The sequence below is a fragment of the Paracoccus marinaquae genome, assembly GCF_018860165.1.
Taxonomy (GTDB): Bacteria; Pseudomonadota; Alphaproteobacteria; order Rhodobacterales; family Rhodobacteraceae; genus Paracoccus; species Paracoccus marinaquae.
This window is the reverse complement of the sequence record NZ_JAHKNG010000025.1, coordinates 1-24,232: the sequence shown is the minus strand read 5'-3', so window position 1 is coordinate 24,232 and position 24,232 is coordinate 1. Positions and strand designations below refer to the sequence as shown.

Genomic DNA, 24,232 nt, shown 5'->3' with positions numbered 1-24,232 from the left:
CCATGGCCGCACGCAACGAGATCCTGAACCAGAAGCGGACCCCGCGCAAAAGTGGCTGGATGCGGACCACCGCACTGGCGGCAGGCTTCGCCGCCGTCGGCGGCGCGGGGGTCTATTACGTCCTCTCACAGCCGGACGCTGCTGACGGGGCGCTTCTGGAAACCTCGCAATCCGCCGCGATCCAGCAAAACGACCGCAGCGGCGTCATGGTGCCCGACCTCGGCGAGCCGGAGATCGAGGCCACGCCCGTTGCCGACGATCGGGGCGAACTTGACCGCCTGCGCACGGAGAACGAGCGCCTGGCCGCGCAGATCGCCGAGGAACAGGAGGCTGCCGCCGAACGTCGCAGGCTCTTCGAGGAACGGCTTGACGAGATCGAGCAGGAGAACGCCGACCAGCTCGCGGCGATGCAGGCGCAACTCGAATCCGATTACAGCCGCAGGCAAGCCGAGGCCGCGGCCGAACAGGCGGCGCGCCTGGCGGCCGAGCAGGCCGAAGCCGACCGGCGCAGGGCGCTGGAAGAGGAACGTGCCCGCCGCGAGGAAGAACTGGCCCGCCGGATGCAGGCGCCACCGGTGATGGGAAAGACCGGCTCGGAGACCTTCGCGAACGGAACAGTCGGCGCCGAGCGGCAGGCCATGTCCGGCGATCGGGAATTCCTGATCTCCAGTGCCGCCGCGACCGAGACCCGCCGCGCCACCGTGACGGCCAATCCCGCGAATACGGTCGGACAGGGCACCATCATCGAGGCGGCGCTGGAGGTCGCGATCAATTCCGACCTTCAGGGCCAGGTCGCGGCCATCGTCTCGCGCGATGTCTGGTCGATGGACATGACCCGCGTGCTGGTGCCCAGGGGCTCGAAGCTGTTCGGCACCTATAATTCCGAAATGGGACAGACCCAGAAGCGCGTCCTGGTGGCATGGACACGCCTGACCACCACGGATGGACAGACCGTATCGCTCAAGTCCTATGGCTCCGACCGCCTCGGCCGCTCCGGCATGGTCAGTGAGGTGAACAATCACTTTGCCTCCCGCTTCGGCTCGGCCGCGCTGGTCAGCGTCATCAGCGCCCTGCCGTTGCTGCTCTCGGACGATGGCGATGATTCGTCCGGTTCGTCGGGCGATGCGGCGGCGAATGTCAGCGCCAGCCTGTCAGGTGCCGTGGGCGATGTCATGAAGGGCTATCTCGGCCAGAAGCCGACGATCCTCGTGCACCAGGGTTCGAACGTGTCGATCCGCGTCGATAGCGACCTGGAATTCTATTGATGCTGGTCCCGCTGCTGATCGACGCGCTGACGCCCCTGCACCCGGTCCTGGTCCGGCCCGATCTGGTCGAATGCTCGATGAATGCCGATGGCCGGATCTGGGTGAAGCTGCAGGGTCATGCCCAGATGCACACACCGCAGGGCGTCCCGGTATTGCCGCCGCAGAAGATGATCGAGATCACCGAACTCTGCGCCGGCGCTGCCGGCGAGAAGTTCGATGAGGACCGGATTCTTGCGACCGGCACATTTGATTTCTGGATCGAGGGCATGGAGGGCGGGATGCGCAAGTTCCGCTTTCAGGCCGTGAGATCGCCGGCCGTCTATGGCGGCCCCGTCGCCATGTCGCTGCGCGCCTTCGTGACCGGAGATGCGCAGAAGGACTTCCGCTTCGAGCGGCTGCGCGATCTCGGCAAATCGCTTGAGGCAGAGATTGCCGAGAACGCCCGCGCGATCTTCGGCATGGCGCTGGACGGCAATTGCGACTTCGACGACGTTCTGGCGGCCCTCGCCCGCGAACGCATGAACCTGGTGATCTCCGGCGCCACCGACAGCGGCAAGACCGCCCTCACCCGGCGCTATATCTCGTTCATCGAACCCGATGAGCGCATCATCACCATCGAGAAGGGGGTGGAGCTGTTCCCGACGCAACCCAACAGCCTGATGCTGCAATCCGAGCTGGACCCGGCGAGCCAGCGCAATCCGACAAAGCTGCTTCAGGCATGCCTGCGCCTCAACCCGCGCCGGATCATCCTCGGCGAACTGCTGGGACCGGAGGCCCAGACCTTCATGGAGGCCATCAACTCCGGCCATGAAGGCTCCATGACCACGATCCATGCCAGCACTGCCCGCATGGCCTTCGAGAAACTGTCCTCGCTGATCCGCCAGTCCGGCGCGCGCATCGACCACAGCGAACTGCTGGAAAACTTCCGCCAGTCGATCCACTGCGTGATCCAGGTGATGGAAGACCGCCGGACCGGGAAACGCGGCATCGCCGAAATCTGGTTCCCGTCACTCGATACAATCGGGGCGCCGTGAGGCGCCACGCAACGTAACAACAACATCGTTCAGCCGCATTCTGGACGACTATCTGTTGTCAGGTGCCACCACCCATTTTTTTCGCCAGCTTTTCATTCATCGCAGCCAGTTGCGCTGCGGCCTCTTCCTTGTCGATCTCGATCGTCTCTTCGATCGTCGCCATCTGATCGTCCAGTTCGCCGCGCGCTTCCGGATCTGGTGCGCGTGCCGGGGTCTGGCGATCCGTTTTTTCGGCTGGTTTGAAAGTTTGCGCTTCAGCCAGTGCTTCGCGCATCTGCCGGTTTTCCACGGCTGTCCTTACCACTTGCTGTTCCAGTCTGTCGATATGCTGCAACTGGCGCGACGGATAGGGATACGCCCCCTTCTGGCTCTCGAAGATCGGCTTGAAGACCGGATCAGCGTAATAGACGATCTTGTCGGCCAGGATCGGCTGGTGCCCTTCCGGCATCAGCAGCACCTTTGACTTGGGCAAACCCCGCAGCTGCGCGGCCGTGAACAGCGGCAGCTCTTCGGTCGAGACATTGACGCTGCGGTTCGAGAAGTCGTTCAGCGTATAGCTGTAGGACGCCTTGAAGCCCGTCCGGGTGCCGAGCGCCTTGGTGATCTCTTCCGTGGTCGAATGATCGTTGGGAGAGATATAGATCTTCATCTCGCAGCCGGCGATCAGGCTTTCGACCTCGGCATCGCTGTAGCCCACCGATTTCAGGCCGGGGATCGACTGCGTGACCACCGTCGTGCGCGCACCGTGACCGGCAAGCTGCTTCATCGACTGCTGGACGATCGGCATGTAGCCAAGCTGGTCGAACTCGTCGAGCATGATGAACACCTGCCCCAGCCCGCTGTCGTGGTCCGAGCTGGTCTGCCGGATCGAGGCGATCAGGTCCGTGAACATCAGCCGGATCACCGCGTTCAGCGGCGAGATATCGTCTGATTGCACCACGATATAGATCGACTGCCGCCGCGAGCGGATATCGTCGAACCGGATATCGTCGCGCCGGGTCACGGCCTGGATCTGCGGGTTGGCCCACTGCTTCAGCCCGCTGTCGCTCATGACCTGGCTGTAGGATTGCCGGATCTTCGGATCGAGGTTCCCGTAATTCGAGAACTCCCGCCGCACGATGGGATTGTCCGACGCCCTCGCGATGGCGTTGTAGCGGTCGCTGTCGCTCACCCCGACCTCGCTGCCATCGCCGAACATCAGCGCATGGACACGGGTCAGCGTCGGATCGCCCATCTCGATGGCACGCAGGCAGCCGGCGATGAACCATTGCTTTGCCCCGCCAAGGAAGTTCGAGGCCGATCCCTCCCCCTTCGCGACCAGGAAATTGTCCGCGAGCTTGTCCAGTTCCGCGTACCGCCGGTTCGGATGCGTGATCGCGGCAATGCGCGCCAGCGGATTGTAGTGGTGCGAGCCATGCTCGAAATCATAGGGTGCGAAGCGAAACACCTCGTCGCCCAGCTCCACCCGCATCCGCGACGTGTTGCGGAAGATCTCGCCCTTCACATCGAGCACCACCAGCGAGCCATCCGCCAGCAGGCAGTTGGGCGTGAGATAGGATACCCCCTTGCCCGAGCGCGTCGGACCGATCAGCAGGCATTGCGGAAAGGCGTCGATCGGTGCCGAGATGAACTCCGCCTTGAGCGCTTCCTTCGGCGATGTTTCCACCACCTCCAGCGGTCTGCCGCGCAGCTCCTTCGGCGGGCGCGCGACCTTGCCGAAGATCAGACCGCCCTCTTCCAGCGGCGTGATGAAGCCGTTCCGCCGCATCTCCCTGATCCCCTGGAAATGCGCCGTGCCGTAGCGCGTCGTGGTCGTTGTGTAGATCATCACCCCGATGAAGACGATGCAGAGCGCAACCACGCCGACGAAGATCGCCGCCGCGATCTTTTGCGCCTCGGTCTGAAGGCTCAGATCGCTCAGAACACCGACGATCGAGATCGGACTGCCGCTGAAATCGCGGTTCATCCCGTTCAGCACCAGGCTCGATGCGATCACCGCGATCAGAAGCGTCATGACAATGCCGGCGACGATCCGCGCCCGGTCTTTCAGGTCAAGTTCCATGCTGCCCTCCCCTCAGAGCGAGAAATCGTCGCCGGTGCTGCTCTGGCTGAGCACACGCCGCGCCTTGTGGGGCTCATCCGCCGCCTCATAGCCCTTGGCAATCTGATCACGCGACAGATCGAACTTCGCGGCATGTTCCGGACGCTCCGCCATCGCCATCACCGAGGCCGCCAGCTCGCGCTGGTGCAGCCGGTTCGGCGTGATGGCTTGGAGATCCCGGTAATCCCCTTCGGCCATGCGCTCGAAGCCCTTGGTTCCGAACTCGGCCCGAAGCGCCGCCACGTATTCACGCTCGCTCTCGCGGTTGGCGAACTCTGGCGCCGCGGAGGGATACTCGCGCTCGGTGAGCCGCTGCATGAAGGACCGCAGGTAATCCCTGTCGGGCGTCATGATATTGGCCCGCATCTCGCCACGCACCTCCTGAACCCTGTCGAACATCTCGTCGGCCGAGATCTTCGGGCCGCGTTCGGGATCGACCGCCGAGGACAGAACATCACGCTTCTGATCGTCGCTCAGCAGGTCGTTCTCGAACACGCCCTTGGCGAATTGCCGGTCGATCCCGGCATCACCCGACAACTCGTCGAACTTCTGCCAGAAATCCGCGACCGCGCCGGGGCGGGCCTCGAAGCTGTAATCGACATTGGCAAGCTCGACCGCGCGCAGCGCAATACGATATTCAGGCTCTCGGGCCTTTGCTGCATCTTCGATTTCCAGCAACCGCTCTCCAAGCGCCGTCCGGTCGTAACCGAGCTGGCGCATATCTTTCATCTCGTAATCGAACACTCGCTGACTGATCTCTTCGTCAGAATTGACGCCCGCCGAGTACATCTCGACTGCCCGATCCATTGTCTTGTCGAACGTCTCATCCCATCCGACGTCATCAGGCTCCAAGCCAATATTGCTGTTTGGGTGGTACTCGACCGCGCGGTCGCGCAAGAGCAGTCCATCGGCATGCAGGCTGTTCGCCATAGGGCCGGGATGCGCGATCCCCTCAACCTCGACAACAACGCCGTATTCCTGCTTCACATCGTCAAGGAAGCTGCCAATCGCCGTGAAGTGCTTGCCCTGCATCTCCGGGGGAAGTTCCAGGACCTTGTCCCGCATCCGCTCCGCCCATCCCTGGATCGCCGCTTCGAAATCTTCCGGGGTCTCGACATTCTCAAGTGCCATCTCGAATTCCTTTCTTGAAATCGGGTTCTGCGTGGCGATGCCCTGGATCATCCGGTCCGCAACCTCCGCCACGCGCGCGTTGCCCACCATCTTCGCGGCTTTCGCCACCTCTCCCCACTCGTCCGCCTCGTCGATCAGCATCCCCAGAACGCGATCCGTCAGCGCCCGCTGGCCCGGCACCCTGCCCTGCCGCCACTGCGCCGAGGATGGCGAATACTGAAGATCGCCACGCTCGTAGCGCGTCGTCGCCTCCAGGTGGACGCCGTAATCCTGCGCCACCGACACCATCAGGTTCCGGAACCCCTGGTAGGTGAACGGCGCATCCAGCTTGTTCGACAGATAGAACCAGCTGCCGTTCTCGACCCCGCGATTATTGACCAGCACATGCACATGCGGGTGCGACCGGTCCGTGTGCAGCGCCGCGATGTATTCCCAACGATCGTCGGCGAATTCCTTCTCCGACCCGAACGCCCGCTCGCACATTTCCTCGGCGATGGCCGCCGCATCGCGCGGCGCCGTGTCAGGCGGAAACGAGATCAGCAGATGCGACGTGTGACCATTCTTCGGTGTGCCCTGCCAGCTGGCCTCCCAGCTATCCGCGATGGCCTCAAGGGTGGCTTCGGACTGACGCCGCTCGTCGGTCAGCGCATCGCTGAACCCGAACGTGTATTGCGCCTTGGTGTTGATGTAATCCATCTGCCGGCGCATCTGGTGGCGCGTATGCGTCCCGCCGCTAGCGATCTTCTTGAAAACGGCGGCCCGCGAGCCTTCCGCGAAATTCCACTTGTTCAGCAGGCTGCCCGACAGCCCCGACCCGCGCCGACCACCCGAGCGACTACCGCCCCGCACCTTCCGCAGATGCGGGCGGATCGTGACGCCTTCATCGTCGTCGGCAAGGAAACTCACTCGTTCTCCCCCTCACCCGCCGCATCAGCGGCCCGCGCCGCCGCCCAAACCCGCTCGTTGGACCGCCGCGCCTCCTGGACAACAGCATTCAGCGCCGGCAGAACCTTCCGAAGCTGCGATTTCAGCTCCGCCAGATCCTTGCCCGCCTCCCTCAGAGGCGGCGCCTGGCCGCGGTTCACCGCCCGCGCGATCTGGTTCACATTGACCCCGATCGCCGACACCTCGTCGTAAAGCGCCTTCACCTCGCCCACGAACGCGAAGTTCCGGTCCAGCAAACCGACCGAATTGCGCACCAGCGCCCGCAACGCATCCGACCGATCCTTGAACCCGGCACGGGCCAGCTCCTGCTCGAACGCCTCCTTCTCCCCCACCGAGATCCGGAAGTTCACCATCTCCGTCGGGGAAAATGCAGGGCGCTTCGGGGCAATGGCGCCACTGCGAAGCCGGTAGACCGTGCTCTTCGCGACCTCGAACTCCGACGCAATCCGGCCCACCGGCACGCCCTCCTTGAGCCGCGCCACGATCTGATCGCGGGTCGCCGTGGTCAGGTGGGTCGCCTGCCCGCCCTTCGACAAATCGGCTCTACGCGAATTTTGTCTTACAATACGCACTTCCTGCCAACCACTTATCTACAACCTTAGACCCAAATAGCACGAACATCGTGAGTTCCATAGCCCTTTTTCCACGCGTCAAAGGCCCAGCCTGAAGCCAAGCCGACGACCAAAGCGCGTCGCCAGACGGCCGTTAGTGTGCCCTGACAGCCGCAAAAACAGTTCTGGCTGGGCGGGGCCGCGCGAGGCCCTTACCGTCCGCTGTGGGCCAAAATAGAGCTTTTTTGCAGATACAGTGTTTGGCGTTCGGCGTTTTGCGTAGTTCGTTAAGCGTTACGGGGCATAGGCTTGGCGTTCTGGCTTTCGCGTTTTAGTTTTACGCTTGTGGTTTAATCGTTGTCCGTTTTGGTGTATTGGTATCGGTTTACATGTTTCGGTTATTGCGTTCTGCGTTTTCGCTTTCGCGTCATGCGTTCTACGGTTTGCGTTCGGCGGTCTGCGTTCGATGGTCTGCGTTCGATGCTCTGCGTTCGATGGTCTGCGTTCGTTGTTTCGCTTTTTGGTTTAATAGTATCGCGTTTTGCTTTATGTGTTCTGCGTATACGGTTTCGCGCTTTGCGTAATGCGTTCTGCGGTTCGCGTTACTATGCCGTGGATGCAACGATCGGCGGCATGACTTGAGAGCAAAGCGCACCGAAAAATGAGTAGGGGCGATGAATGGAAGAGAAGAAAGAAGACGGCCCGAACGGCATCCGCGTCGTCATGGTGATGAACAGGAAAGGGGGCTGCGGGAAATCGACTCTCGTCAAAGGCCTTGCCAGTGCCGCGGCCGAACGCGGGGAAAGCGTCACGATCTTCGATACAGACAGCAGCGAAAGTGCCTACCAGTGGATGCTCAATGCCAAGGAGCTGGGAAATTGGGCTGGGGATGTGACGGTCATCAAATCTCTGGACAGCGCCGAAATCGGTGAAACCATCGACCGACTATTTGACATGCCCGACCAGGAGCACCTGGTCCTGATCGACACGTTTGGTGGAGCCTCAGAGGCCATCGACGACCTTGCAATGATCTCGCATTTCATCGTGATCCCATCGAAGTTGTCACGGTCCGACGTCACCGAAACCACGCAAACCCTGAAATGGCACGCGAACCTCAAAAGGCGGGCCGCGGACCCGGCCGCTGTCCCGCCGAGCCGCGTCATGCTGAGCGCAGTTCCAGTACGCCGGAATGAAGCCGAAGAGACGGCTTACATGCATATCATGACGACGATGCCGACACTCACCGAACCGGTGATGCAGCGAGCGGCCTATGTCCGCATGGACCTTGAAGGAATGCTTGGTGCCATTCGGGATAATTTGGTCAACAAGGCGAACGCCAAGCACATGGATGTGGCAATTGCCGAGATGGAAAGCGTTCTGGGTGCCATAGACGAAATCATCAAGAAGGGGCAGGCCGATGGCTGAACGAAAGCGCTTCACTCCAGTCGTCAAGCCGGATGAGGACTATACCAAGCGCATAGAGCGCAAACCGGCTGCGCAGAAATTCATGTTTCGCGAAGATCCGGAAGAGATCGAGGCTCCCATGGAGGCCGTACCAGCGAAAGATGACAAGCGTCAGGCAGAGGCTCCGCCATCTACCGCGATCGAGCCATCAGACGAACAAATGACCGAAGGGGCCGCCAGAGAGCCGGCCGCGCCGAAATCTGCACGATCCGTAGATACACCAACGACAACGGCAAAGCTGCGTTTGCATATCGCTGTTCCGGCAGAGCTTGCCGCTCGGGCGAATAGGGCAGCTGAAAAGGCACGCTGTCCTGCAAGAAAGGTCGCGCTGGCCGCTCTCAATGAAATCAAGCCGTCATTGCTGGAACGCCTGAACAGCATCCGCTACGGCCAGATTGAGCCTGAGCGGCAAGAAAATGTCGGATTCAGCATCAGCACGACATGGCAGATCCCGGCGAAAACAGAGACCCACCTTAAGTCAGAGCTGGATCCCGTCGGAATTGGACAGGTTAACCGGCTGGTCAGCCACTGGATACGCGGACAATTCCTGGATCACTTCGAGAAATATCTGAAGAAACTCGGGCACTAGCGAACAACCAACCCTTGGTCCGAAGAGCTAAGGGGCTTTGCCCCTCGCGCCGGCAAGGACAATAGACAGAACCGTGTCCTCGGCTGCGCCTGCGGGCCGCACCACTTCCGTCGATTGTCCTTGCCTCTGCTACCCCCACTCTCGGCGAGGCCAGACCCCGAAAACCGAAGTTTTCGGGGCAGGCTCCATTTGGGGGCACCCCGATGGAGACGGGGGGCGCAGATGACCTATCGACGCGGTAACGATTGCCAGGCGGAAGGGCAGGGGGGCCACATGTCCCGGCTGGAACGGTTTCAGAACCTTCTGGACGCGATTGAAGCATGTGACTGGCAGGATGCGGAGATGGTCATGTCCGCCGTCCTGGAGGAAGCACGCGCGGATACACCGCTGGTGCCCTTCGGCCATATTGAAGACGATGCGGAGTTCTGGGCCGCGATGGCGACATATGAGGAACTGCGCGCGTATTTCCTGGCCTGTGGCAAGCGCCTCGCGCGCCGGCAGCTCGGCCGCCGTGGGCAGATCCGACTGGCGCAGCTATTGTTCGCCGATATGCCCGATGAAGACCGCAGGGCGGTGATCGCCACGCGCCGGTCTGGCGGCGCCGGCCGGCAGGTTATCCAGCCCGAACGCCACCAGGCGGAAGGGCCGCGCAGATGAACGAGCGAGACGCGCCCCCAAAGAGCGAAGGGACGCGAGGAAATCTGTGGGTAACGTCCCGGGTGGCATAGCCAGAGAAGGCTGCGACGCGGCGCAAGCCGCGTCTCCGCTTCCGGCGCTGCGCCAGCGGCGCCGACGCGGCCAGGAGGGGCGGCGCAGCGTCAATCCTGGCCGCGAAAATCACCCCCGGCCAGAACGCTGCTGGCCGGGGATCGTCCTCAGTTGATTTCCTCGATGAAGCGTTCGCCCCTGAAGGGGTCCATTTCATAGATCAGGACCGGGATACCGAACCGCTCGGCCCGATGCCGCGCCCTGCGGCGGGCTTCGTCCAGCGTATCGCAGGGGATCGGCAGATCGTCGGGATGGTCTCGCAATTCATAGATCATGGCACGGCCTGCTAGAGCTCGATGCCGGGTTTCAGGTTGCCGTCGCGGTCGAGCCAGCCGCGCGCCTGCGCGCAATCCATGCAGATGCAGGTTCCGTCCGGATCGCCGGGCAGGATTACCGGTGCAAGCATCGCCATCGGGTTGACGCTGCCGCATTTGCGGCAGGTCAGGACGGGCAGGGGGGTCGGGCCGCTCACGCGGCGTCCCTTTCCTCGATCATCCCGGCGGGGGCGGTTTTCATGAGCCAGTCGGCGGCCTTCTGGGCCTCGGTCGTGGCCTTGAAAATCATCCGCTTGTCGTCTTTCAACGCCCGCAACCAGGATGCGACATAGGCCGCCGATTGCCCAAAATCAGGCGTCAGGCCGAGTTGCGCGCAAACCATGACCTGCCCCAATTCGGCGCAAAGTTCCTCGAACGCATACGCCGCCCGGTCGCTGAACCGGGAAAAGCGGTCCAGCCGGTGCGCTGCGCCGCTGGCATGGCAAAATTCATGGGCGAGGGTGGCATAATATCCGCCCGCATCGTGAAAGGTCGAAACCGGCGGCATATGCACGAAATCCCCGGCGATATCGTAATAGGCGCGCGGATCGTCGCTGGTGCGGCGTTCGATGCCGGTCGCGTCAAAGAACGCCTCAAGCGCCGGATCTGCCTCGGTGCCGAGGTCGCGGGGTTCCTCGATGGGTGCGCCATGATAGGCTTCGGGCAATCCGTCGATCTGGTCGCCGTTGAACACCCGGTAAGACTTGGCATAGCCAATGGTCTTTTCCTCCCCGGTCTCGGGGTCTTCACGGTCCACGGTGCCATATTTGACGACGATGGCGGATTTCTCGCCCTTGCGGACCTGTCCGCCAGCCTCCTGCGCCTGCCGATAGGTGAACCAGTAGGGGCTGCGGAAACCCTTCTCCGCCGCCTCTGCCCACAGCATCAGGATATTGATGCCCCGGTAAAACTCGCCGGTGCTGCGCCGGGGGAAGGGGATACCGCCAGCATTGCCGGTCCAGGGCTTGCGCCATGCCGGCGTGCCCGCCTCGATGCTGGCAATGATCTGATCGGTGACATGCTGATAGATATCGAACTTCGCTGCCATGTCGGCCTCCTTTGCGACGGGCGGCGCGGGCTTGGTGCCTGCTTTCCGCCGATGGGCGAGACCTCTCTGCGTGTCGTCGAAAGGCCCCATGCCTTTCGGACGGCAAAGCGGGGAGGGCGCAGCCCTGCCCGCGGCCGGGGGGATGACTGTCACGGGGTCGGGAAGGCGGGGTGGTGCGGCCCGCAGGCGCAGCCGAGGACACGGCCCGCCTGGACGACGACGCGCGGCACGCGCGGCGCTGGCCCCTTGACCGGCATCCCACCGGATGCGTGGCGGACAAGGGGAAAGGAAACATCGTCGGGACGGGGGTGAGCGCGGGCGCAGCCCGCGTCGATCCCCCGGCACGTCCTCAGCCCATCACGGCCCGCGCCTCGTGGGCGGGCCGCCGAACTACTGTTGGTGCGGCATTACGTCAGTCTGCTATGCGGGACGAAGCGCCAGTTCGCTGCGGTGGCTTCGAATGACCGCTTCTGACGTTGTCTCGAAACCAAAGTTCCCTTTCTGGATGCCGCGCACAGGGTGAGCCGTTCTGATCCGGACCGCACTACGGGTACGGCGCATCGCAAAGGCAGTCCGAGTTTTTCATGTTCTTCGGGTAGACCTCAGAGAAACAACCTCAAACCAGCTCCAAGAAGCGACGCCACCAACAGAATCCTAATGATACCCCAGTGTAGCCGGAAAGCCAGGAAGGCGCTGAGGATGAACAGGGCTACGGCGAGCCATTCGATGGTTGCAAGGTCAGGCCGCCAAAGCGTTATGGGTCCCAGCTTCTGCCGGTTCACGCCAGAGAACAGAACATGCAGCGCAAACCAGATCGAAAGATTTAGGATGACGCCCACGACGGCGGCGGTGATTGCCTTGAGAGCGCCTCTCAGTCGTGGTTGGTTCGATATCCATTCGATGTAAGGTGCGCCAACGAATATCCAGAGAAAGCACGGCGCGAAGGTGACCCAAAGCGCCACCACGGCAGCACTCAGGCCAAGCAAAAGCCCACCGTCCTTAAAACCGGCGAGAAACCCGACGAATTGTGTGACCAGGATAAGCGGGCCAGGTGTCGTTTCCGCCAACCCAAGGGCGTCGACCATTTCGCCTGCGGTTAGCCAGCCGAACTGGACAACGACATCCTGTGCCATGTAGGCGAGAACAGCATAAGCACCGCCGAAGGTCACGACGGCAAGTGTGGAGAAGAACCTGCCGACCTCAACCAGGATGTCCGGCGCGCCCAACCATCCGAGGGCGAGCAGCGGCAGTAGCCAGATCGCCAGCCATGTTGCGATCGTAAGGCTCGTCTTACCCACCGACACGTGCGCCATGTCCACGGCCTTCCGATCCATGTCCACGGTTCCCATGAACCAGCCGAACAGGCCCGTCATTAGGACGATCAACGGATAGGGGATCGACAAGAAGAATATCCCGATAAACGCCAATGCCGCGATCAGCCAATGCGCGCGCTGCGAAAGTGCCTTTTTCGCGACCCGCAACAATGCCTCGACCACGATCACCAGAACGGCAGCCTTGATTCCGTAAAACAGCGCCTCCACCAGCGGTACATCGCCATAGATGCTGTAGATTGTCGCCAGCAACATGATCACGGCGGCACCGGGCAAGACGAACAGCAGCCCGGCGATCAAGCCGCCGAGCGTGCCATGCAGCCGCCACCCGGCATAGGTAGCCAACTGCATCGCCTCGGGGCCGGGCAAGAGCATGCAAAAGCTCAGCGCATTCAGGAACTGCTGCTCAGAGAGCCAGCTGCGGTTTTCGACGACCTCCTTGTGCGTGAGCGCGATCTGGGCGGCGGGACCGCCAAACGACAGGATGCCGATCTTCCACCAAACCCGTGTCGCCTCCGCGAGCGTCGGGGTTTTGTCCATCAGGACGTCACTGGAACCACTCATAACCTACGCCTTCGTCAATGCAGCGGGCCAGGCATGCCCTTCATCCGTGGCATCGCGCGCCCACCGATAGAATGCGTCGTAAAGCAGCATGCCAGCTTCGAGCTGTTCCAGATCGTCACGATACATTCGAGACAGACCCAGTGAGGCGGCCAAAAGTCCCGCCGCTTCGGGTGCCAGATCATGCCGGTTGGTGTCGGCACCACGCACGATTACGGCCAATCTCTCAAGCGCATCATGACTGATGCCGAACTCTTCAATCATCGTGTCGAACGTGCATTTTTCGTCGCGGTGGCTCCAGAAAACGTCTTCAATGTCGAAGGGCGTCGCATTGAAACGCTCTGCGACACTGGCAACCTGCGATGCGGCGACAAACAGTATTTGGGCATTCGGGTCGACAAACCGGCGAATAAGCCAGGGACAGGCAATCCTGTCGATCTTTGGCCTGTGACGTGTAACCCAGACTGTGCGTCCGCTGGCATCTAGTGGCGGCAGCTTTTCCGCAAGGACCATCGGAAGCCCGGCATCTCTCCAGGCGAATTGCCCACCTTCGAGGACTTCCGCCTTCGCACCGGCTGATCGCAACAACGCGGCGGCACCCTGGCTGATTTTCAGGCCCTTCTGGCAGTAGACAACGACCGGACGGCCCGTGAGATCGTGGGCAAGTTTAATCACGTCAAGAAATGGTTGACGCACCGCGCCAGGGATCAGGTGCGGGTCCGCATCGAAGTCTTCATCAATGCGCACATCAAGCAGTACGGGACAATCAGGTGTGCCCACCAAGCGGGCCAATGTCGATACGGGGATTTCATTGTATGACGCCATTAAGCATCCTCCTTAAACAGGTTGGAAGGATGCAAGATTGGGCTGGCGCCTCACGGGGTTCTTGCGGACCCCTGAACCCCCTGTCTAAACTCGGGTTTCGCAACCGTCAAGCTCCAGAACAGACCTTTGCTGCATCGCAAAACAAATGGAAAAAAGGGCTCGAAGCCGCCCTTCGGCATTGTGCTATCCCCGGAACGATCCCCAGAAACTGTGGATAAGTTCACTGGCAAAGAAAGGGGCCGCCCGAGGGCGGCCCAGTTGAACCTTCGTCGCAGAAGGATTTGAACAATAGAGAAACGAATGCCAAAACAATTCAGCAGGATCGAGCGTAAGCGGCTGATCTGCCTGCGTCAATCGTCATTGCCAGACGGCGCGTGCGGTGGCCGGCACTGAGCCGCGTAGCAGCTCCTGGCGCATCGCCTGAGCAGCCTTTTCGGCTTCCGCCGCCTGCCGTTCGGCCTCGCGCTGCTTGGCGAATGGATGGCCGTTCAGCGCATGAAACATCGGCGCGGCAGGGGTGAATACCTGATCGTAGGTTTCGAGCGACAGGCTGTTCCCGTTGATCACGCGCCCGGCGACGCCGCGCGCGGCGATCTGGACATAGGCCATGTGAAACGTCGCGCGGGACAGCTCGACGGCCTCCACCCAGATATGGCGAGCCGGATCGAAACCCTGTTCCTCGATCACATCGGCCACGGCCAACACCATGCCGCCCGCGCCAGCGGCGGGTTCCGAGATGGTGATGAAACCCTGCGCCTCGATCTGGGCCGCCACATCGCCAAGGGTCATCATCGCCATCATGCGGCTGACCTCGTAAGGGGTGAAGAACTGACCCATGCGGGCATCGAGCGCGCCGATCTCGGCCGCGACCTGGCCGAAGAAATCGACGCCGCCGGCGGCGATGGTCTGCAAGGCCAGGCCCATCATGTCCGGCATCCGGCGCACATCGTCCTTGTTCGGGAACATCCCGACACAGGACATGTAGTCGGCCTCAAGCCGGTCGCGCTGGTCGGGGAAGGGCGAGGCGCGCTTTGCCAGGGCGCACCAGGCCATTTCGCAGAAGATGCGGAAGATCTCGGTGCGGGTCTTCGAGCGGTCGAAGCTGTCGAGCGCGCGCAGGAAGTCGGTCACGGCGGGATGGGCCATGTGATATTCCTTGAGATACGGGGGAACGCGCGCCGCGCCCGCCAGGCGCGGCGCAGGACGGTCAGATGCGGGACCAGTCCCGCGCCATGACGCGGCTGATCCGGCAGTCCTTCCCGGTCTCGATGCAGGTAAAGAAGGTGGTCGCGCGGTTCGCGCCGGCGAAGCGCTCCTTCTTCACGCGGAAGGTGCAGCCCTCGGTGCCATCGCTGAACCGCAGCGGCTCGGCAAAGCGGATCACGTCGCCGGGCTTCAGCGGGCGTTTTTCCCTGGCCGCGTGATCGCGGCACCGCTGCCGCCAGTCGGTCGCATGATCATTGACCGTCTCCGACAGCAGCGACAGCAGCTTTTCCGGGGCATGGGCGGCGGCATCCGTGGGGCCGGCGGTCTCCGCCATCGACTTGTAGCCCCATTTACCGCCCTTGGTCGATGTCAGGAAGATCGCGGCAAAGACATAACCGCCGGTTGCGTCGGTCACGTAGTCGCCATAAGGGCAAAGCCCGTCCTCGCGCCGGCCAGAGGTCTTGGGTTCCGACCTGACGGCTGCATACCAGACCGATCCCTTGCGGCTGATCAGCACGGGATAGCTGCGGCGCTCTTCATCCTCGCCGCCACAAAGCCGGGCGATTTCGTCGCGGATGCAGGGCGGGGTGTGGTTATAGATAAGCCAGCCCATGTTAGCCCCTCCGCTTTTCGATTGCGGCGCGGATCTGTTCGCGCAGATAGGTCAGGGGGTGCGTGTCTAGATCGTCGGCGCGGGCGGCGGCATCACCCTGATCGAGGATGTCATCGAGGATGCGCTGCGACAGCAGGTCCACCAGATCGGGCAGGCGGGTGTTGGCATAGGCATGCGACAGGTCGCGATACTCGACCAGCTCGCCGGTCAGCTCCACGATCCGGGCGAGGGATTCGCCGATATCGTCCGACAGCGCGTCATGGACGATCTGCCATTCCTCTGCCTCCCGATGAAACCCATAGACCGACCAGAACGCATGTTCGCCGGGATCGCAGACCTCGATGCTGCCACCCATGTCGCGGACGGGCGAGACGCGGAACCCGGTAAAGTCGAGAATGCAGGTGCCGGACGGCAGCCCGTTCCAGTCATGCGCCAGCGCGGCGTCATCAATGCGCTGGCCCGCCCCCAGATACTGAACGGCGCTGACCCATTTGGCTTTCACCTGCGCCTTCTCGCGCAACTCATCGAGGGTGAAGGTGCCGAGATATTCCCCGGTCACATCGAATGCGCCCCAGAGATTAAGCCAGCGGCCCTCGTTCCGGGTCAGGTCGTCAAAATTGCGCAGCATCTCGCATCGTCCTTCTCTTGCGACGGGCGGCGCGGGCCTGGTGCCTGCTTTCCGCCGATGGGCGGGACCTCTCTGCGTGTCGTCGAAAGGCCCCATGCCTTTCGGACGGCAAAGCGGGGAGGGCGCAGCCCTGCCCGTGGCCGGGGAGATGACTGTCACGGGGTCGGGAAGGCGGGGTGGTGCGGCCCGCAGGCGCAGCCGAGGACACGGCCCGCCCTGGACGACGACGCGCGTCCCGCGCGGCGCTTGCCCCTTGACCGGCAGATCCCCGGATGCGTGGCGGACAAAGGGAAAGGAAACATCGTCGGGGCGGGGGGTGAGCGCGGGCGCAGCCGGCGTCGATCCCCCGGCACGTCCTCAGCCTATCATGGCCCGCGCCTTCGCGCGGGTCGCGCATGATCTGTCTGGCCGCAGGCCGTCGCGGCAGCGACGGGATGGAACGGCGAAGGGGCGGCTTTCGCCGCCCCCTTGCCGTTACTCCTGGTCGTCGTTCCGCTTGGGGAAGGCGACCATATCGACGCCGGGGAACATGTTGTGGCGGACCTGGATCGAGGTGATCTCGCCGGCGGGGTTGCGGTTGATGAAGAGGACCCCGCAGTCGTCCCAGAAGTTCTTGCCGTCCTTCTCGCCGGTTTTGACCTTGAGCTTCATGATTTCGGTGGCCATTGGATTTTCCTTTCCTGCCTGGCGTTTCGATGAAACCCCTGCGGACAGGGCGGAAAGAGCGGCTGTCAAAGGCGAATTTGGTTCGCGCGGAATGGCCGCAGGCCAGGGGAAATTCGTCGTTGAAGGCCGAAGGCCGTCAGCCACGCTGCCCTGTCATGTTTCATCAGAAAGAAACGCCCCTTGCAGGACAGGACCAACCGGCCACGGAGCCAAGCGATCGACCGATCCGGCAGCGGGAAGGATGGCAAGGGCTGGGACTGCGCATGTCGTGTCCGGGTCAACCGCAATCCAGCCGGCATCCCCCGAAACCCCCGCCGCCTGTGTCCCCGGCACGACGCTCGCCCCGCGGGAGGGTGACCGACCGGGATTGGCAGTAGGCGCCGAAATCCTGCCCGATGATCCGGATGTGCGCGACGGCTGAAGGCCAGTCCGCGAAAGTGACCGACACCCGGATGGGCCGAGACGGGCAGGGCAGGGCGGTCAGGACCGGCGATCGAGGATCTGGCTCGGGACGAGACAGACCGCAGGCGCCGCAGACGACCGCATCGCCCTGGCTGGCTCGGGTCGCGCGAAAGCGCGACTAGGGCACGGTCGCCGGCCTGCCGGCGATGCGCCATTGTCCGGCGAGCAATCCGACAGCCTTGGTCATCGATTATGTTCATGCCAAAGCGTTCAGCACACACTAAGGATGAAAAGCCGCCCTTCGCCTCGGCCTGGCGTCCGCTATGCGGAAAGCTGCTGTTCATGTCGTCAGCTTCAACGTTTCCTTCTGGGCGAGAAAAGCGCATCGGGTTCAATGTCTTGGTAATCGGCAATGTCTGATCGTGCTTGGCGCTACTGAAATCAACGCTCGCAAGTTACAGAGACTTCACCTTTTCCATCAGAAAGGTCCGCGCTCATAGTGGCCGTGGGCTTTCCACCATCTTCGTTACAACTGAATATTATCGCCGCACTTACGCCTGTGAAACTCGCGGCGCCCGCAATTATTAGCCAGCCGACGATAGCGGGCAGTGGTTCATCGGTTATCGTGATCGAGCCCGCTGACTGATCTACATTGCTGTTAATCGTGTAGATTGTCTTTTCAATTTCAACGCCCTCGATTGAGGGATTGAATGTTGTTCGCCCGGTCAAAGAAACGATGCCAGTAGCTTCTGCATATTCTTCAAGGGAAGGTGCCTCAGCACGTCCTGCTGTTTGAACGCGAACTGTCAGAGGCGTTGCTATTCCGTCAGAGGTCAAGGCTTGTCCTTCAAAAGAAACAAAACCATCCGCATCGGTTTGCACTTCATTTCCGGCACTAAGGCTGGCGACGACTTGTCCGTCTGGTCCAAAACGAACGGACTCCATGGTGACAAACTCGTTGCCGGCCAAGGCCGCCATAGGGTTCAGTGAAACTGCCACAATAGAAAAAGCTTGAAGAAAAGGACGCATTCATTCCTCCAGACTAAAGAAGATGGAACGAATAATATGACATGTGCTTAACTATACAAAGCAAAACTTTATCCGTCACGCAGCATACAGAACTTCGGGCTCGGAGCCGTCCTTCTCTGCTCTCTGGACGAATGTCCGCGCTGGTCCGGTTGGTTGTTTCCTGCAAGCTGGCTCAGTGCGGGGAGGGGCGGCGTCAGCCGCCCTTTGTTTTCCTGCGCCATCCGGGCTCGAAACATGGTAAAGCGGCCCCCGAAGGGGCCGCCGATCATTCAGGGCAGTATCTTGATCAGCGTAACGGTCAAACCGACGATGCCGGCCGCCATGATCCAAAGGTGCCGAAAGAGATCCGCCTTGAACTCAGCCATATCGCGGCGCACTTCGGCCAGATCCTGCCTGGTCGCGAGCGTCGAGGTATCTGCCTCGGCCATGCCTTCCGCGATTGCCTCCGCGGCCTTCTGATCGAGGCCGGCATCCGCCAGCTTGCGGGCGAATTTGAGAGTGTCGATGTGCAAGGCGTTCGCCATGTTGGTCTCCTTGGTGTCAATATAGGTGATTGCCGCGTCCCGGAGAAGGCATATCGCCCGCCCTGCGCGGTCGTCGGTTTCGGACACGCGAGGTCAGGGACGCCCGGCACGGGCGCTTGCAAGCCGCGCCCCTTCGGCGCGGCGCCGTCCTTGACCCGTGTGGGAGAATCCAGAGACCGTGTGGGGTGGTGCGGCCTGGCCCCGGCCGAGGTTCGGCCGGGTTAACAGCCAGGCACGATTGTTGCGGCGGTTGCTTGGAACTGCCGCGCCAAGGGGCGCGGCTCGGCGCGAAGCGCCGGGCCTGTCCTGTCTCCCGGCGCTTTGCCGAGGGCAGGACAGGGCAACCCCTGCCTCGTCACAAAAAGAGCCCCGCACGAGGCGGGGCCAGTCAACCTTCGTCGCAGAAGGAAAGCGTAAGGCTCAGTCGCGATAGCGTCCGCGCGGGCGGCAGCACCATGCGCCGACACTCGCCTGACAGGTCGGGCAGGGGACGGCAAAAACAGGATGGCGATGTGTCGTGCAGTCAGACATATTGAACAAACCTCCCTGTTGGACTGGCGGCGGGTGACTCCCGCCGCCGTTTTTCAGGCGATCGCATGACCGCGCGGGTTCACGCGCCGCCGAGTGAAGGGCAGGGCATCGAGGGCGATGCGCCCGGCCTCAAGACTGTGCAGGAAATCCAGCAGATAGACCGGATAGGCGGGATAGGGTGCGCCGTCCCATGCCGCCCGGACCCTGCGCCGCTGCCGTGGTGGCATGGCGTCGATCAGGCGGCGGGCACGCCGCCACTGATCGGCGCGGCGCTGACGGCTGCGGGCCTCGTGCGCGGCCCAGGCATTCGCGCGGGCCTGCATCACGTCGTCGGGGCTTTTCTGCCGGGCCGCGATCTCGGCGGCAAAGAGCGGCAGGGCCTCCCGGTCGGCTTTCTGTCTGCGGGCCAGCGCGGCCCGCTTGCGGGCGGTGTCGGTAAAGGGGTGACGGGACGATCTGACGAAGCGCATCGGTCAGCCTCCCGTGGCGGAACGTGCGGCGACGGCCTCGATCCCGTCCCTGATGCGGCGCAGATCGGCGGCTTCCGCATGATCGCCGTGGGCCACGGCACGCGCCAGATCAGACTCCAATTGGCCAAGATTGTCTTGGGCGGTTGCGTATGCGCAGCCGATGGCATGGCCGACGCGGTAGCCCCCGCCGCAGGCACAGGACAGCCCGTGCCATGATTTTTCGTGTGCATAATCCATCTGTGCTGTCCTTTCTCAAACCGGGTTGCAGGGACCGGGGCGCGCGATGATCACGCGCGCCCCGCTGTTATCAGGCCATGCCCTCGGGCAGCCACGCCGCGATGCGGGCCTCCTGCGCCTCGGTGATCCCGAGCGCCTTGCGCGTGTCGGCATCGCTGAACAGGGTTTCCAGCTTTGCCGCCTTCTCGCCCTTTTTCAGCTTGGCGAAGCTGGTGGCGGTGGGGTGATCGGTGGCGAGGTCCAGCAGATCGCGCCACAACCCGTTGAGGTAAGGGCCTCCGACGCGGGAAAAGAAGTTCGCGGCGGTGGGCGTCCAGACGTCGCGGATCGCGGGCTTCGTCTCCTTGTCGATCAGCGCGGCCAGTTCATCGGACCCGCCCCTGTAATGCGCGGCCAGCATCCGCACCAGTTCGCCCCGAACATGCTCGGCCCCCTTGGCACGGAAGGCGCGGAAGGATTTGGCAAGGTCCTTGCCATGCATGTCCCTCGGCGGGTTGGCGGTCAGGCGCTCGTCCAGCGCATATCCCTCGGCCTCGGTGGTCGGCCAGTTCGGCACGTCCTCCATTGAGATCCCGAACGGCTTGCGCCATGCAAGCCCGTGGCTCAACTGATAGGCCAGCAGGTCGATCAGCAGATCGGGATCGCGCAGCGCCGCATTCTGCCGCGCGCCCTGCGCCACCCGGCCCAGATCGTCGCGCAGCGCGTTGCTGATGGGCGATTTCGGGGCGGCATCGGCGGCGCTGCCGTCGCGGCTCCGGGCGGCGTGTCCGGTCAGCACCTCCGCCGCAATCGCGGCCTCGCGGTCCTCGGTCCGGACGTAAGCCGCCTGCACGGTCAGTTGACCGCGACTGTCCACGAAGATGAACAGCCCGGCATGGTCGCGCTGCGCGTCGGTGAAATCGCCTTGGGCGATGGCGTCCAGCGCAGCCAGTTCGGCCTGTCCGTCCGCGTCCAGCGCCTCGGCCTCGGCCAGTTCCGACAATTCGTCGAAACGCTCGGCCTGTTCCTCGGACAGTTCGCCCTCGATCCGGTAAATGCGGTCCAGCTTCGAGGTCACATCATAGCTGATCCACGACTCCGGGCTGGCCTCGACCCATGTCCAGCCGTGGCCGATGGCCTCGGCGTCCATCGCCAGTTTCTCGGCAAAGAGCCGGTCCAGCAGCGCGCCATCGCCCAGAAACACCTCGTTTGCGAACAGGTCGCGGGTGATGGTGCCGCCCGCGCCTTCATAGGCGGCAAGCCCGACATAGACGGCGCGGCGGTCGGTGTCGCGGATCGCTTCGGGTTGCAGAAGCTGTTTCAGGCGGTGGGCCGACACGTCCTGACCGCGCAGCCGGTCCAGAATATCGAGTGCAAGGGCTTCGTCCTGGGCCACGGTGAAGCATTTCGCGGCCTCAAGGGTGATCTCGCCCGCTTTCAGCGCATCGAGGATCGGGGCGGGCAGGGCCGCCAGCGCAAGGCGGCGATAAACATGGGCCTCGGTCACGGCGAACACGCGGGCGATGGTCGGCACGTCGCTGCCGGTGTCGGCCATCCGGCCATAGGCGCGGATTTCATCGGCGGGGTGCAAATCCTCGCGTGCCGCGTTCTCGACGCTGGCCCATGCCCGCGCGGTGGCCGCGTCGGGGGCCAGACGGACCGGGATTTCGGCCAGTTCCGGGCGGCGGTCCAGCAGGTCGGCGTGTTTCTCGAAGGCCCGGATCAGGGCGCGCAGGCGGCGACCGCCCGCAACGATCCCGACCTTTCCGGCCTCGTCGGCAAGCCCCGCGAGGTTCTGCAACAGGCCCACGGCCACGATGCTGTCGGCCAGCAGGTCGATGCGGTCGGCATCAACGTCCTGCCGTGGGTTCATGTCCGAGAGATAGAGCGCGTCCAGCGGGAAATACTGGATCGGGGCGGTGGTGATGGCACCTTGTTTCATGGGGTCATATCCTTGTTTGCGACTGTGGTTTCGTGTTATCGGTGCCCCACCCGTGATCGGGTGAGGCGTGAGGTCAGATGACCCCGTGCTGGTTCAGGAAGGCGCGGCCGATCTTTGCGGAGTGACCGCCCTTCCTGATAAGCGCCCACGCTTCCGCGATGCGCTGTTCAAGCCATTGGTTCGTTGTTCTCACCTCCTTTCCGGTTGCCGTGGCAGTTGACCGGCCCGCGCGGAACGCATGATGCGGGCCGGATTGCGGCGATCAGTAATCGGAGGGGAACATGATGGTCAGGACGCGCCGGGTGACGGCGGGGTTGGCCGGTGCGGGCGAGCCGTAAACCAGTTCCTCGTCGTAAAGGTCGAGCTTCCAGAACAGCTTGAGGGTCAGCACGGTGACGGTGCCGAAACCATGATCGCCGTAAGGGTCATTATCCGGGGTGAAGGTGCTATCCCCGGCCACCGCCATCAGCGCGGCGGTCAGGAAATCCCTACCCATGCCGTTGACGGCAGAGGTCACGACAACCTGGCCGCGCAGATCGCTTGCGGTCCCGGTCAGCAGCGCTGCCCGGAAACGGTCGTTCTGCTCCGCAATTGTCACGGCCTCGGCGGTCGGGAAACCGTGATCGGGCGCGGCGGCGTGGCATTGCGGGCAATGGCTCGGGCAGGTCAGGGCGTTGATGATCTTGCCGCAGGTGGTGCAGCAAAAATCCACGGCAAAGTTGTCTTCGGCCAACATGGGCATCGTCCTTCTCTTGCGACGGGCGGTGCGGCCTTGGTGCCTGCTTTCCGCCGATGGGCGAGACCTCTCTGCTTGTCGTCGAAAGGCCCCATGCCTTTCGGACGGCAAAGCGGGGAGGGCGCAGCCCTGCCCGCGGCCCTGGGGCTGACTGTCAAGGCTCGGGAAGGCGGGGTGGTGCGGCCCGCAGGCGCAGCCGAGGACACGGCCCGCCTGGACGACGACGCGCGGCACGCGCGGCGCTTGGCCATTGACCGTCAGACGCAGGGATGCGTGGCGGACAAGGGAAACGGAAACATCGTCGGGGCGGGGGTGAGCGCGGACGCAGGCCGCGTCGATCCCCCGGCACGTCCTCAGCCCGTCATGGGCCGCGCCTCAAGCGCGGGTCGCGTCTGTCCTACTGCCCATCGCCCTGGGTGGCCGATTGCCGTCCGCCATTCGCCACCTGCTATCCGCCATCAGCGGATCGCTGCGGGCGCAAAACCCGTTCCGCGTTTCGCGTAATTCGTTCTGGGTGGATCGCCTCCCGGCGCTTCGCTCGATCCATGCTGTCTCGCTCAGCGCCTTGCGCCTGCGTCAGCGGGCCCGCCCGCGAGGGCCGAGATCGTCGGGGCAGGGCGCGCATGACCGGGGTTCGGGGGGATGGCTCGGGACGAGACATTCAACCGGATGCCGCAGCCGCGCGCAGCGACCCGATCAGCTCGGGTGGAGGCCGCAGGCCGGAACCGGGGGCGCGGCCCGCGAAGGGTGACGCCACCACGCTGCTTCCCGGAATCACTCTATGGCAACGCCACAGCGTCACAGGAGGAGGTCCATTAATTCGGAGAGCAAATAGTCGTGCGGTGCGCCGCTCGCGATTTGTCGTCATCAGGTGGACCTTCAGCCGCAAATTGAGTCTAAAGCGAGGGGCATCTCTGCATTGCGCGATGCTGCCGCATCCAGCGGTTTTCTTGCCCATTGCGGATTATATCCGCCCAGGAATGAACGAGACCCGAGCAGATGCCCACGCTACGCTGGTTGACCCGAGACGACGATGTGCGCGCCGCCGACAAGGTGCCCTACCGGCTGCTGGAGGAGGTCGAGGGGCTTGGCTATGGCGACCGGGATGCGGGCAATATGCTGATTCAGGGCGACAACCTTGAGGCGTTGAAGGCGCTGCTGCCCTATTACGCGGGGCAGGTGAAATGCATCTATATCGACCCGCCCTATAATACTGGCTCGGCATTCGAGCATTACGACGACAATCTGGAGCATTCCCAATGGCTGGCCATGATGTGGCCCCGGCTGGAACTGCTGCGGGAGCTGCTGGCAGAGGATGGCTCGATCTGGGTGAGCATTGATG

At 63.0% G+C, this 24,232-nt stretch carries 24 protein-coding genes; 6 read left to right on the top strand and 18 right to left on the bottom strand.

Annotated elements, in window-relative coordinates:
• Window positions 1–2 precede the first annotated feature (2 nt).
• Complete coding sequence (locus KNW02_RS13545; RefSeq protein ID WP_216033816.1) at window positions 3–1,265, top strand: TraB/TrbI/VirB10 family type IV secretion system protein; 1,263 nt, start codon at window positions 3–5, stop codon at window positions 1,263–1,265.
• Window positions 1,265–2,299 carry an ATPase, T2SS/T4P/T4SS family gene (locus tag KNW02_RS13540; protein ID WP_216033815.1) on the top strand — a complete coding sequence of 345 codons (1,035 nt, stop codon included), beginning with the start codon at window positions 1,265–1,267 and terminating at the stop codon, window positions 2,297–2,299. Before KNW02_RS13545 ends, KNW02_RS13540 begins: the two co-directional genes overlap by 1 nt.
• A 58-nt stretch (window positions 2,300–2,357) precedes the next feature.
• Here KNW02_RS13540 and KNW02_RS13535 read toward each other — a convergent pair whose 3' ends face one another.
• From KNW02_RS13535 to mobC, 3 genes are read right to left on the bottom strand one after another with little or no spacing between them, the layout of a single operon-like run.
• On the bottom strand, window positions 2,358–4,361 hold the full coding sequence (locus tag KNW02_RS13535; RefSeq protein WP_216033814.1) for a type IV secretory system conjugative DNA transfer family protein: 2,004 nt from the start codon (window positions 4,359–4,361) through the stop codon (window positions 2,358–2,360).
• A gap of 12 nt (window positions 4,362–4,373) precedes the next feature.
• Complete coding sequence (locus KNW02_RS13530) at window positions 4,374–6,437, bottom strand: relaxase/mobilization nuclease domain-containing protein (RefSeq protein ID WP_216033813.1); 2,064 nt, start codon at window positions 6,435–6,437, stop codon at window positions 4,374–4,376.
• A complete protein-coding gene (mobC, locus tag KNW02_RS13525) occupies window positions 6,434–7,012 on the bottom strand; it encodes a plasmid mobilization relaxosome protein MobC (protein ID WP_216033812.1) in 579 nt (192 codons plus the stop codon). The genes KNW02_RS13530 and mobC overlap by 4 nt, the downstream gene beginning before the upstream one ends.
• A gap of 693 nt (window positions 7,013–7,705) precedes the next feature.
• Between mobC and KNW02_RS13520 the strand changes: the two genes are divergently transcribed.
• The 3 genes from KNW02_RS13520 (at window position 7,706) to KNW02_RS13510 (ending at window position 9,737) form a co-directional block, all read left to right on the top strand.
• Window positions 7,706–8,452: a nucleotide-binding protein gene (locus KNW02_RS13520; RefSeq protein WP_216033811.1), complete on the top strand. Its 747-nt coding sequence runs from the start codon at window positions 7,706–7,708 to the stop codon at window positions 8,450–8,452.
• Window positions 8,445–9,080 carry a hypothetical protein gene (locus KNW02_RS13515; protein WP_216033810.1) on the top strand — a complete coding sequence of 212 codons (636 nt, stop codon included), beginning with the start codon at window positions 8,445–8,447 and terminating at the stop codon, window positions 9,078–9,080. Before KNW02_RS13520 ends, KNW02_RS13515 begins: the two co-directional genes overlap by 8 nt.
• 273 nt (window positions 9,081–9,353) lie before the next feature.
• Window positions 9,354–9,737 (top strand): hypothetical protein, encoded by a 384-nt coding sequence (locus KNW02_RS13510; protein WP_216033809.1) that lies wholly within the window; start codon window positions 9,354–9,356, stop codon window positions 9,735–9,737.
• A 218-nt stretch (window positions 9,738–9,955) separates the two neighbouring features.
• On the opposite strand, the gene KNW02_RS13505 is transcribed toward KNW02_RS13510, so the two are convergent.
• The 15 genes from KNW02_RS13505 to KNW02_RS13435 form a co-directional block, all read right to left on the bottom strand.
• A complete protein-coding gene (locus KNW02_RS13505; protein ID WP_216033808.1) occupies window positions 9,956–10,123 on the bottom strand; it encodes a hypothetical protein in 168 nt (55 codons plus the stop codon).
• Between the two features lie 11 nt (window positions 10,124–10,134).
• The gene (locus tag KNW02_RS13500; protein ID WP_216033807.1) at window positions 10,135–10,320 is read right to left on the bottom strand and encodes a hypothetical protein; all 186 of its coding nucleotides are present in this window, start codon (window positions 10,318–10,320) and stop codon (window positions 10,135–10,137) included.
• On the bottom strand, window positions 10,317–11,210 hold the full coding sequence (locus KNW02_RS13495; protein ID WP_216033806.1) for an ArdC family protein: 894 nt from the start codon (window positions 11,208–11,210) through the stop codon (window positions 10,317–10,319). Before KNW02_RS13495 ends, KNW02_RS13500 begins: the two co-directional genes overlap by 4 nt.
• A gap of 602 nt (window positions 11,211–11,812) precedes the next feature.
• On the bottom strand, window positions 11,813–13,105 hold the full coding sequence (chrA, locus tag KNW02_RS13490) for a chromate efflux transporter (protein ID WP_216033805.1): 1,293 nt from the start codon (window positions 13,103–13,105) through the stop codon (window positions 11,813–11,815).
• A gap of 3 nt (window positions 13,106–13,108) precedes the next feature.
• The gene (locus tag KNW02_RS13485) at window positions 13,109–13,927 is read right to left on the bottom strand and encodes a chromate resistance protein ChrB domain-containing protein (protein ID WP_216033804.1); all 819 of its coding nucleotides are present in this window, start codon (window positions 13,925–13,927) and stop codon (window positions 13,109–13,111) included.
• Window positions 13,928–14,284: 357 nt separating this feature from the next.
• Window positions 14,285–15,073: an N-6 DNA methylase gene (locus KNW02_RS13480; RefSeq protein WP_216033803.1), complete on the bottom strand. Its 789-nt coding sequence runs from the start codon at window positions 15,071–15,073 to the stop codon at window positions 14,285–14,287.
• A 61-nt stretch (window positions 15,074–15,134) separates the two neighbouring features.
• Window positions 15,135–15,746, bottom strand: coding sequence for a DUF6927 domain-containing protein (locus KNW02_RS13475; protein ID WP_216033802.1), 612 nt, complete (start codon window positions 15,744–15,746; stop codon window positions 15,135–15,137).
• Between the two features lies 1 nt (window position 15,747).
• A complete protein-coding gene (locus KNW02_RS13470; RefSeq protein ID WP_216033801.1) occupies window positions 15,748–16,374 on the bottom strand; it encodes a hypothetical protein in 627 nt (208 codons plus the stop codon).
• Between the two features lie 474 nt (window positions 16,375–16,848).
• Window positions 16,849–17,040 carry a hypothetical protein gene (locus KNW02_RS13465; RefSeq protein WP_216033800.1) on the bottom strand — a complete coding sequence of 64 codons (192 nt, stop codon included), beginning with the start codon at window positions 17,038–17,040 and terminating at the stop codon, window positions 16,849–16,851.
• A gap of 843 nt (window positions 17,041–17,883) precedes the next feature.
• On the bottom strand, window positions 17,884–18,471 hold the full coding sequence (locus tag KNW02_RS13460; RefSeq protein WP_216033799.1) for a hypothetical protein: 588 nt from the start codon (window positions 18,469–18,471) through the stop codon (window positions 17,884–17,886).
• 269 nt (window positions 18,472–18,740) lie between these two features.
• Window positions 18,741–18,995 carry a hypothetical protein gene (locus KNW02_RS13455; protein ID WP_216033798.1) on the bottom strand — a complete coding sequence of 85 codons (255 nt, stop codon included), beginning with the start codon at window positions 18,993–18,995 and terminating at the stop codon, window positions 18,741–18,743.
• Window positions 18,996–19,579: 584 nt separating this feature from the next.
• On the bottom strand, window positions 19,580–19,996 hold the full coding sequence (locus KNW02_RS13450; protein ID WP_216033797.1) for a hypothetical protein: 417 nt from the start codon (window positions 19,994–19,996) through the stop codon (window positions 19,580–19,582).
• Window positions 19,997–19,999: 3 nt separating this feature from the next.
• Complete coding sequence (locus tag KNW02_RS13445; protein WP_216033796.1) at window positions 20,000–20,233, bottom strand: hypothetical protein; 234 nt, start codon at window positions 20,231–20,233, stop codon at window positions 20,000–20,002.
• A gap of 70 nt (window positions 20,234–20,303) precedes the next feature.
• Entirely contained in the window at window positions 20,304–22,154 is a 1,851-nt protein-coding gene (locus tag KNW02_RS13440; protein ID WP_216033795.1) for a ParB/RepB/Spo0J family partition protein, read from the bottom strand.
• Window positions 22,155–22,416: 262 nt separating this feature from the next.
• The gene (locus KNW02_RS13435) at window positions 22,417–22,890 is read right to left on the bottom strand and encodes a DUF3768 domain-containing protein (RefSeq protein ID WP_216033794.1); all 474 of its coding nucleotides are present in this window, start codon (window positions 22,888–22,890) and stop codon (window positions 22,417–22,419) included.
• Between the two features lie 999 nt (window positions 22,891–23,889).
• On the opposite strand from KNW02_RS13435, the gene KNW02_RS13430 reads away from it, so the two are divergent.
• A partial coding sequence (locus KNW02_RS13430; protein ID WP_216033793.1) for a DNA methyltransferase occupies window positions 23,890–24,232 on the top strand: 343 nt, incomplete at its 3' end.

What these genes read in the sequence shown, in the direction of transcription:
- KNW02_RS13545 (WP_216033816.1), top strand. Translation starts at nt 3, where the DNA reads ATGGCCGCACGCAACGAGATCCTGAACCAGAAGCGGACCCCGCGCAAA.
- KNW02_RS13540 (WP_216033815.1), top strand. Translation starts at nt 1,265, where the DNA reads ATGCTGGTCCCGCTGCTGATCGACGCGCTGACGCCCCTGCACCCGGTC.
- KNW02_RS13535 (WP_216033814.1), bottom strand. Translation starts at nt 4,361, where the DNA reads ATGGAACTTGACCTGAAAGACCGGGCGCGGATCGTCGCCGGCATTGTC.
- KNW02_RS13520 (WP_216033811.1), top strand. Translation starts at nt 7,706, where the DNA reads ATGGAAGAGAAGAAAGAAGACGGCCCGAACGGCATCCGCGTCGTCATG.
- KNW02_RS13515 (WP_216033810.1), top strand. Translation starts at nt 8,445, where the DNA reads ATGGCTGAACGAAAGCGCTTCACTCCAGTCGTCAAGCCGGATGAGGAC.
- KNW02_RS13510 (WP_216033809.1), top strand. Translation starts at nt 9,354, where the DNA reads ATGTCCCGGCTGGAACGGTTTCAGAACCTTCTGGACGCGATTGAAGCA.
- KNW02_RS13505 (WP_216033808.1), bottom strand. Translation starts at nt 10,123, where the DNA reads ATGATCTATGAATTGCGAGACCATCCCGACGATCTGCCGATCCCCTGC.
- KNW02_RS13495 (WP_216033806.1), bottom strand. Translation starts at nt 11,210, where the DNA reads ATGGCAGCGAAGTTCGATATCTATCAGCATGTCACCGATCAGATCATT.
- chrA (WP_216033805.1), bottom strand. Translation starts at nt 13,105, where the DNA reads ATGAGTGGTTCCAGTGACGTCCTGATGGACAAAACCCCGACGCTCGCG.
- KNW02_RS13485 (WP_216033804.1), bottom strand. Translation starts at nt 13,927, where the DNA reads ATGGCGTCATACAATGAAATCCCCGTATCGACATTGGCCCGCTTGGTG.
- KNW02_RS13480 (WP_216033803.1), bottom strand. Translation starts at nt 15,073, where the DNA reads ATGGCCCATCCCGCCGTGACCGACTTCCTGCGCGCGCTCGACAGCTTC.
- KNW02_RS13475 (WP_216033802.1), bottom strand. Translation starts at nt 15,746, where the DNA reads ATGGGCTGGCTTATCTATAACCACACCCCGCCCTGCATCCGCGACGAA.
- KNW02_RS13470 (WP_216033801.1), bottom strand. Translation starts at nt 16,374, where the DNA reads ATGCTGCGCAATTTTGACGACCTGACCCGGAACGAGGGCCGCTGGCTT.
- KNW02_RS13465 (WP_216033800.1), bottom strand. Translation starts at nt 17,040, where the DNA reads ATGGCCACCGAAATCATGAAGCTCAAGGTCAAAACCGGCGAGAAGGAC.
- KNW02_RS13460 (WP_216033799.1), bottom strand. Translation starts at nt 18,471, where the DNA reads ATGCGTCCTTTTCTTCAAGCTTTTTCTATTGTGGCAGTTTCACTGAAC.
- KNW02_RS13455 (WP_216033798.1), bottom strand. Translation starts at nt 18,995, where the DNA reads ATGGCGAACGCCTTGCACATCGACACTCTCAAATTCGCCCGCAAGCTG.
- KNW02_RS13450 (WP_216033797.1), bottom strand. Translation starts at nt 19,996, where the DNA reads ATGCGCTTCGTCAGATCGTCCCGTCACCCCTTTACCGACACCGCCCGC.
- KNW02_RS13445 (WP_216033796.1), bottom strand. Translation starts at nt 20,233, where the DNA reads ATGGATTATGCACACGAAAAATCATGGCACGGGCTGTCCTGTGCCTGC.
- KNW02_RS13440 (WP_216033795.1), bottom strand. Translation starts at nt 22,154, where the DNA reads ATGAAACAAGGTGCCATCACCACCGCCCCGATCCAGTATTTCCCGCTG.
- KNW02_RS13435 (WP_216033794.1), bottom strand. Translation starts at nt 22,890, where the DNA reads ATGTTGGCCGAAGACAACTTTGCCGTGGATTTTTGCTGCACCACCTGC.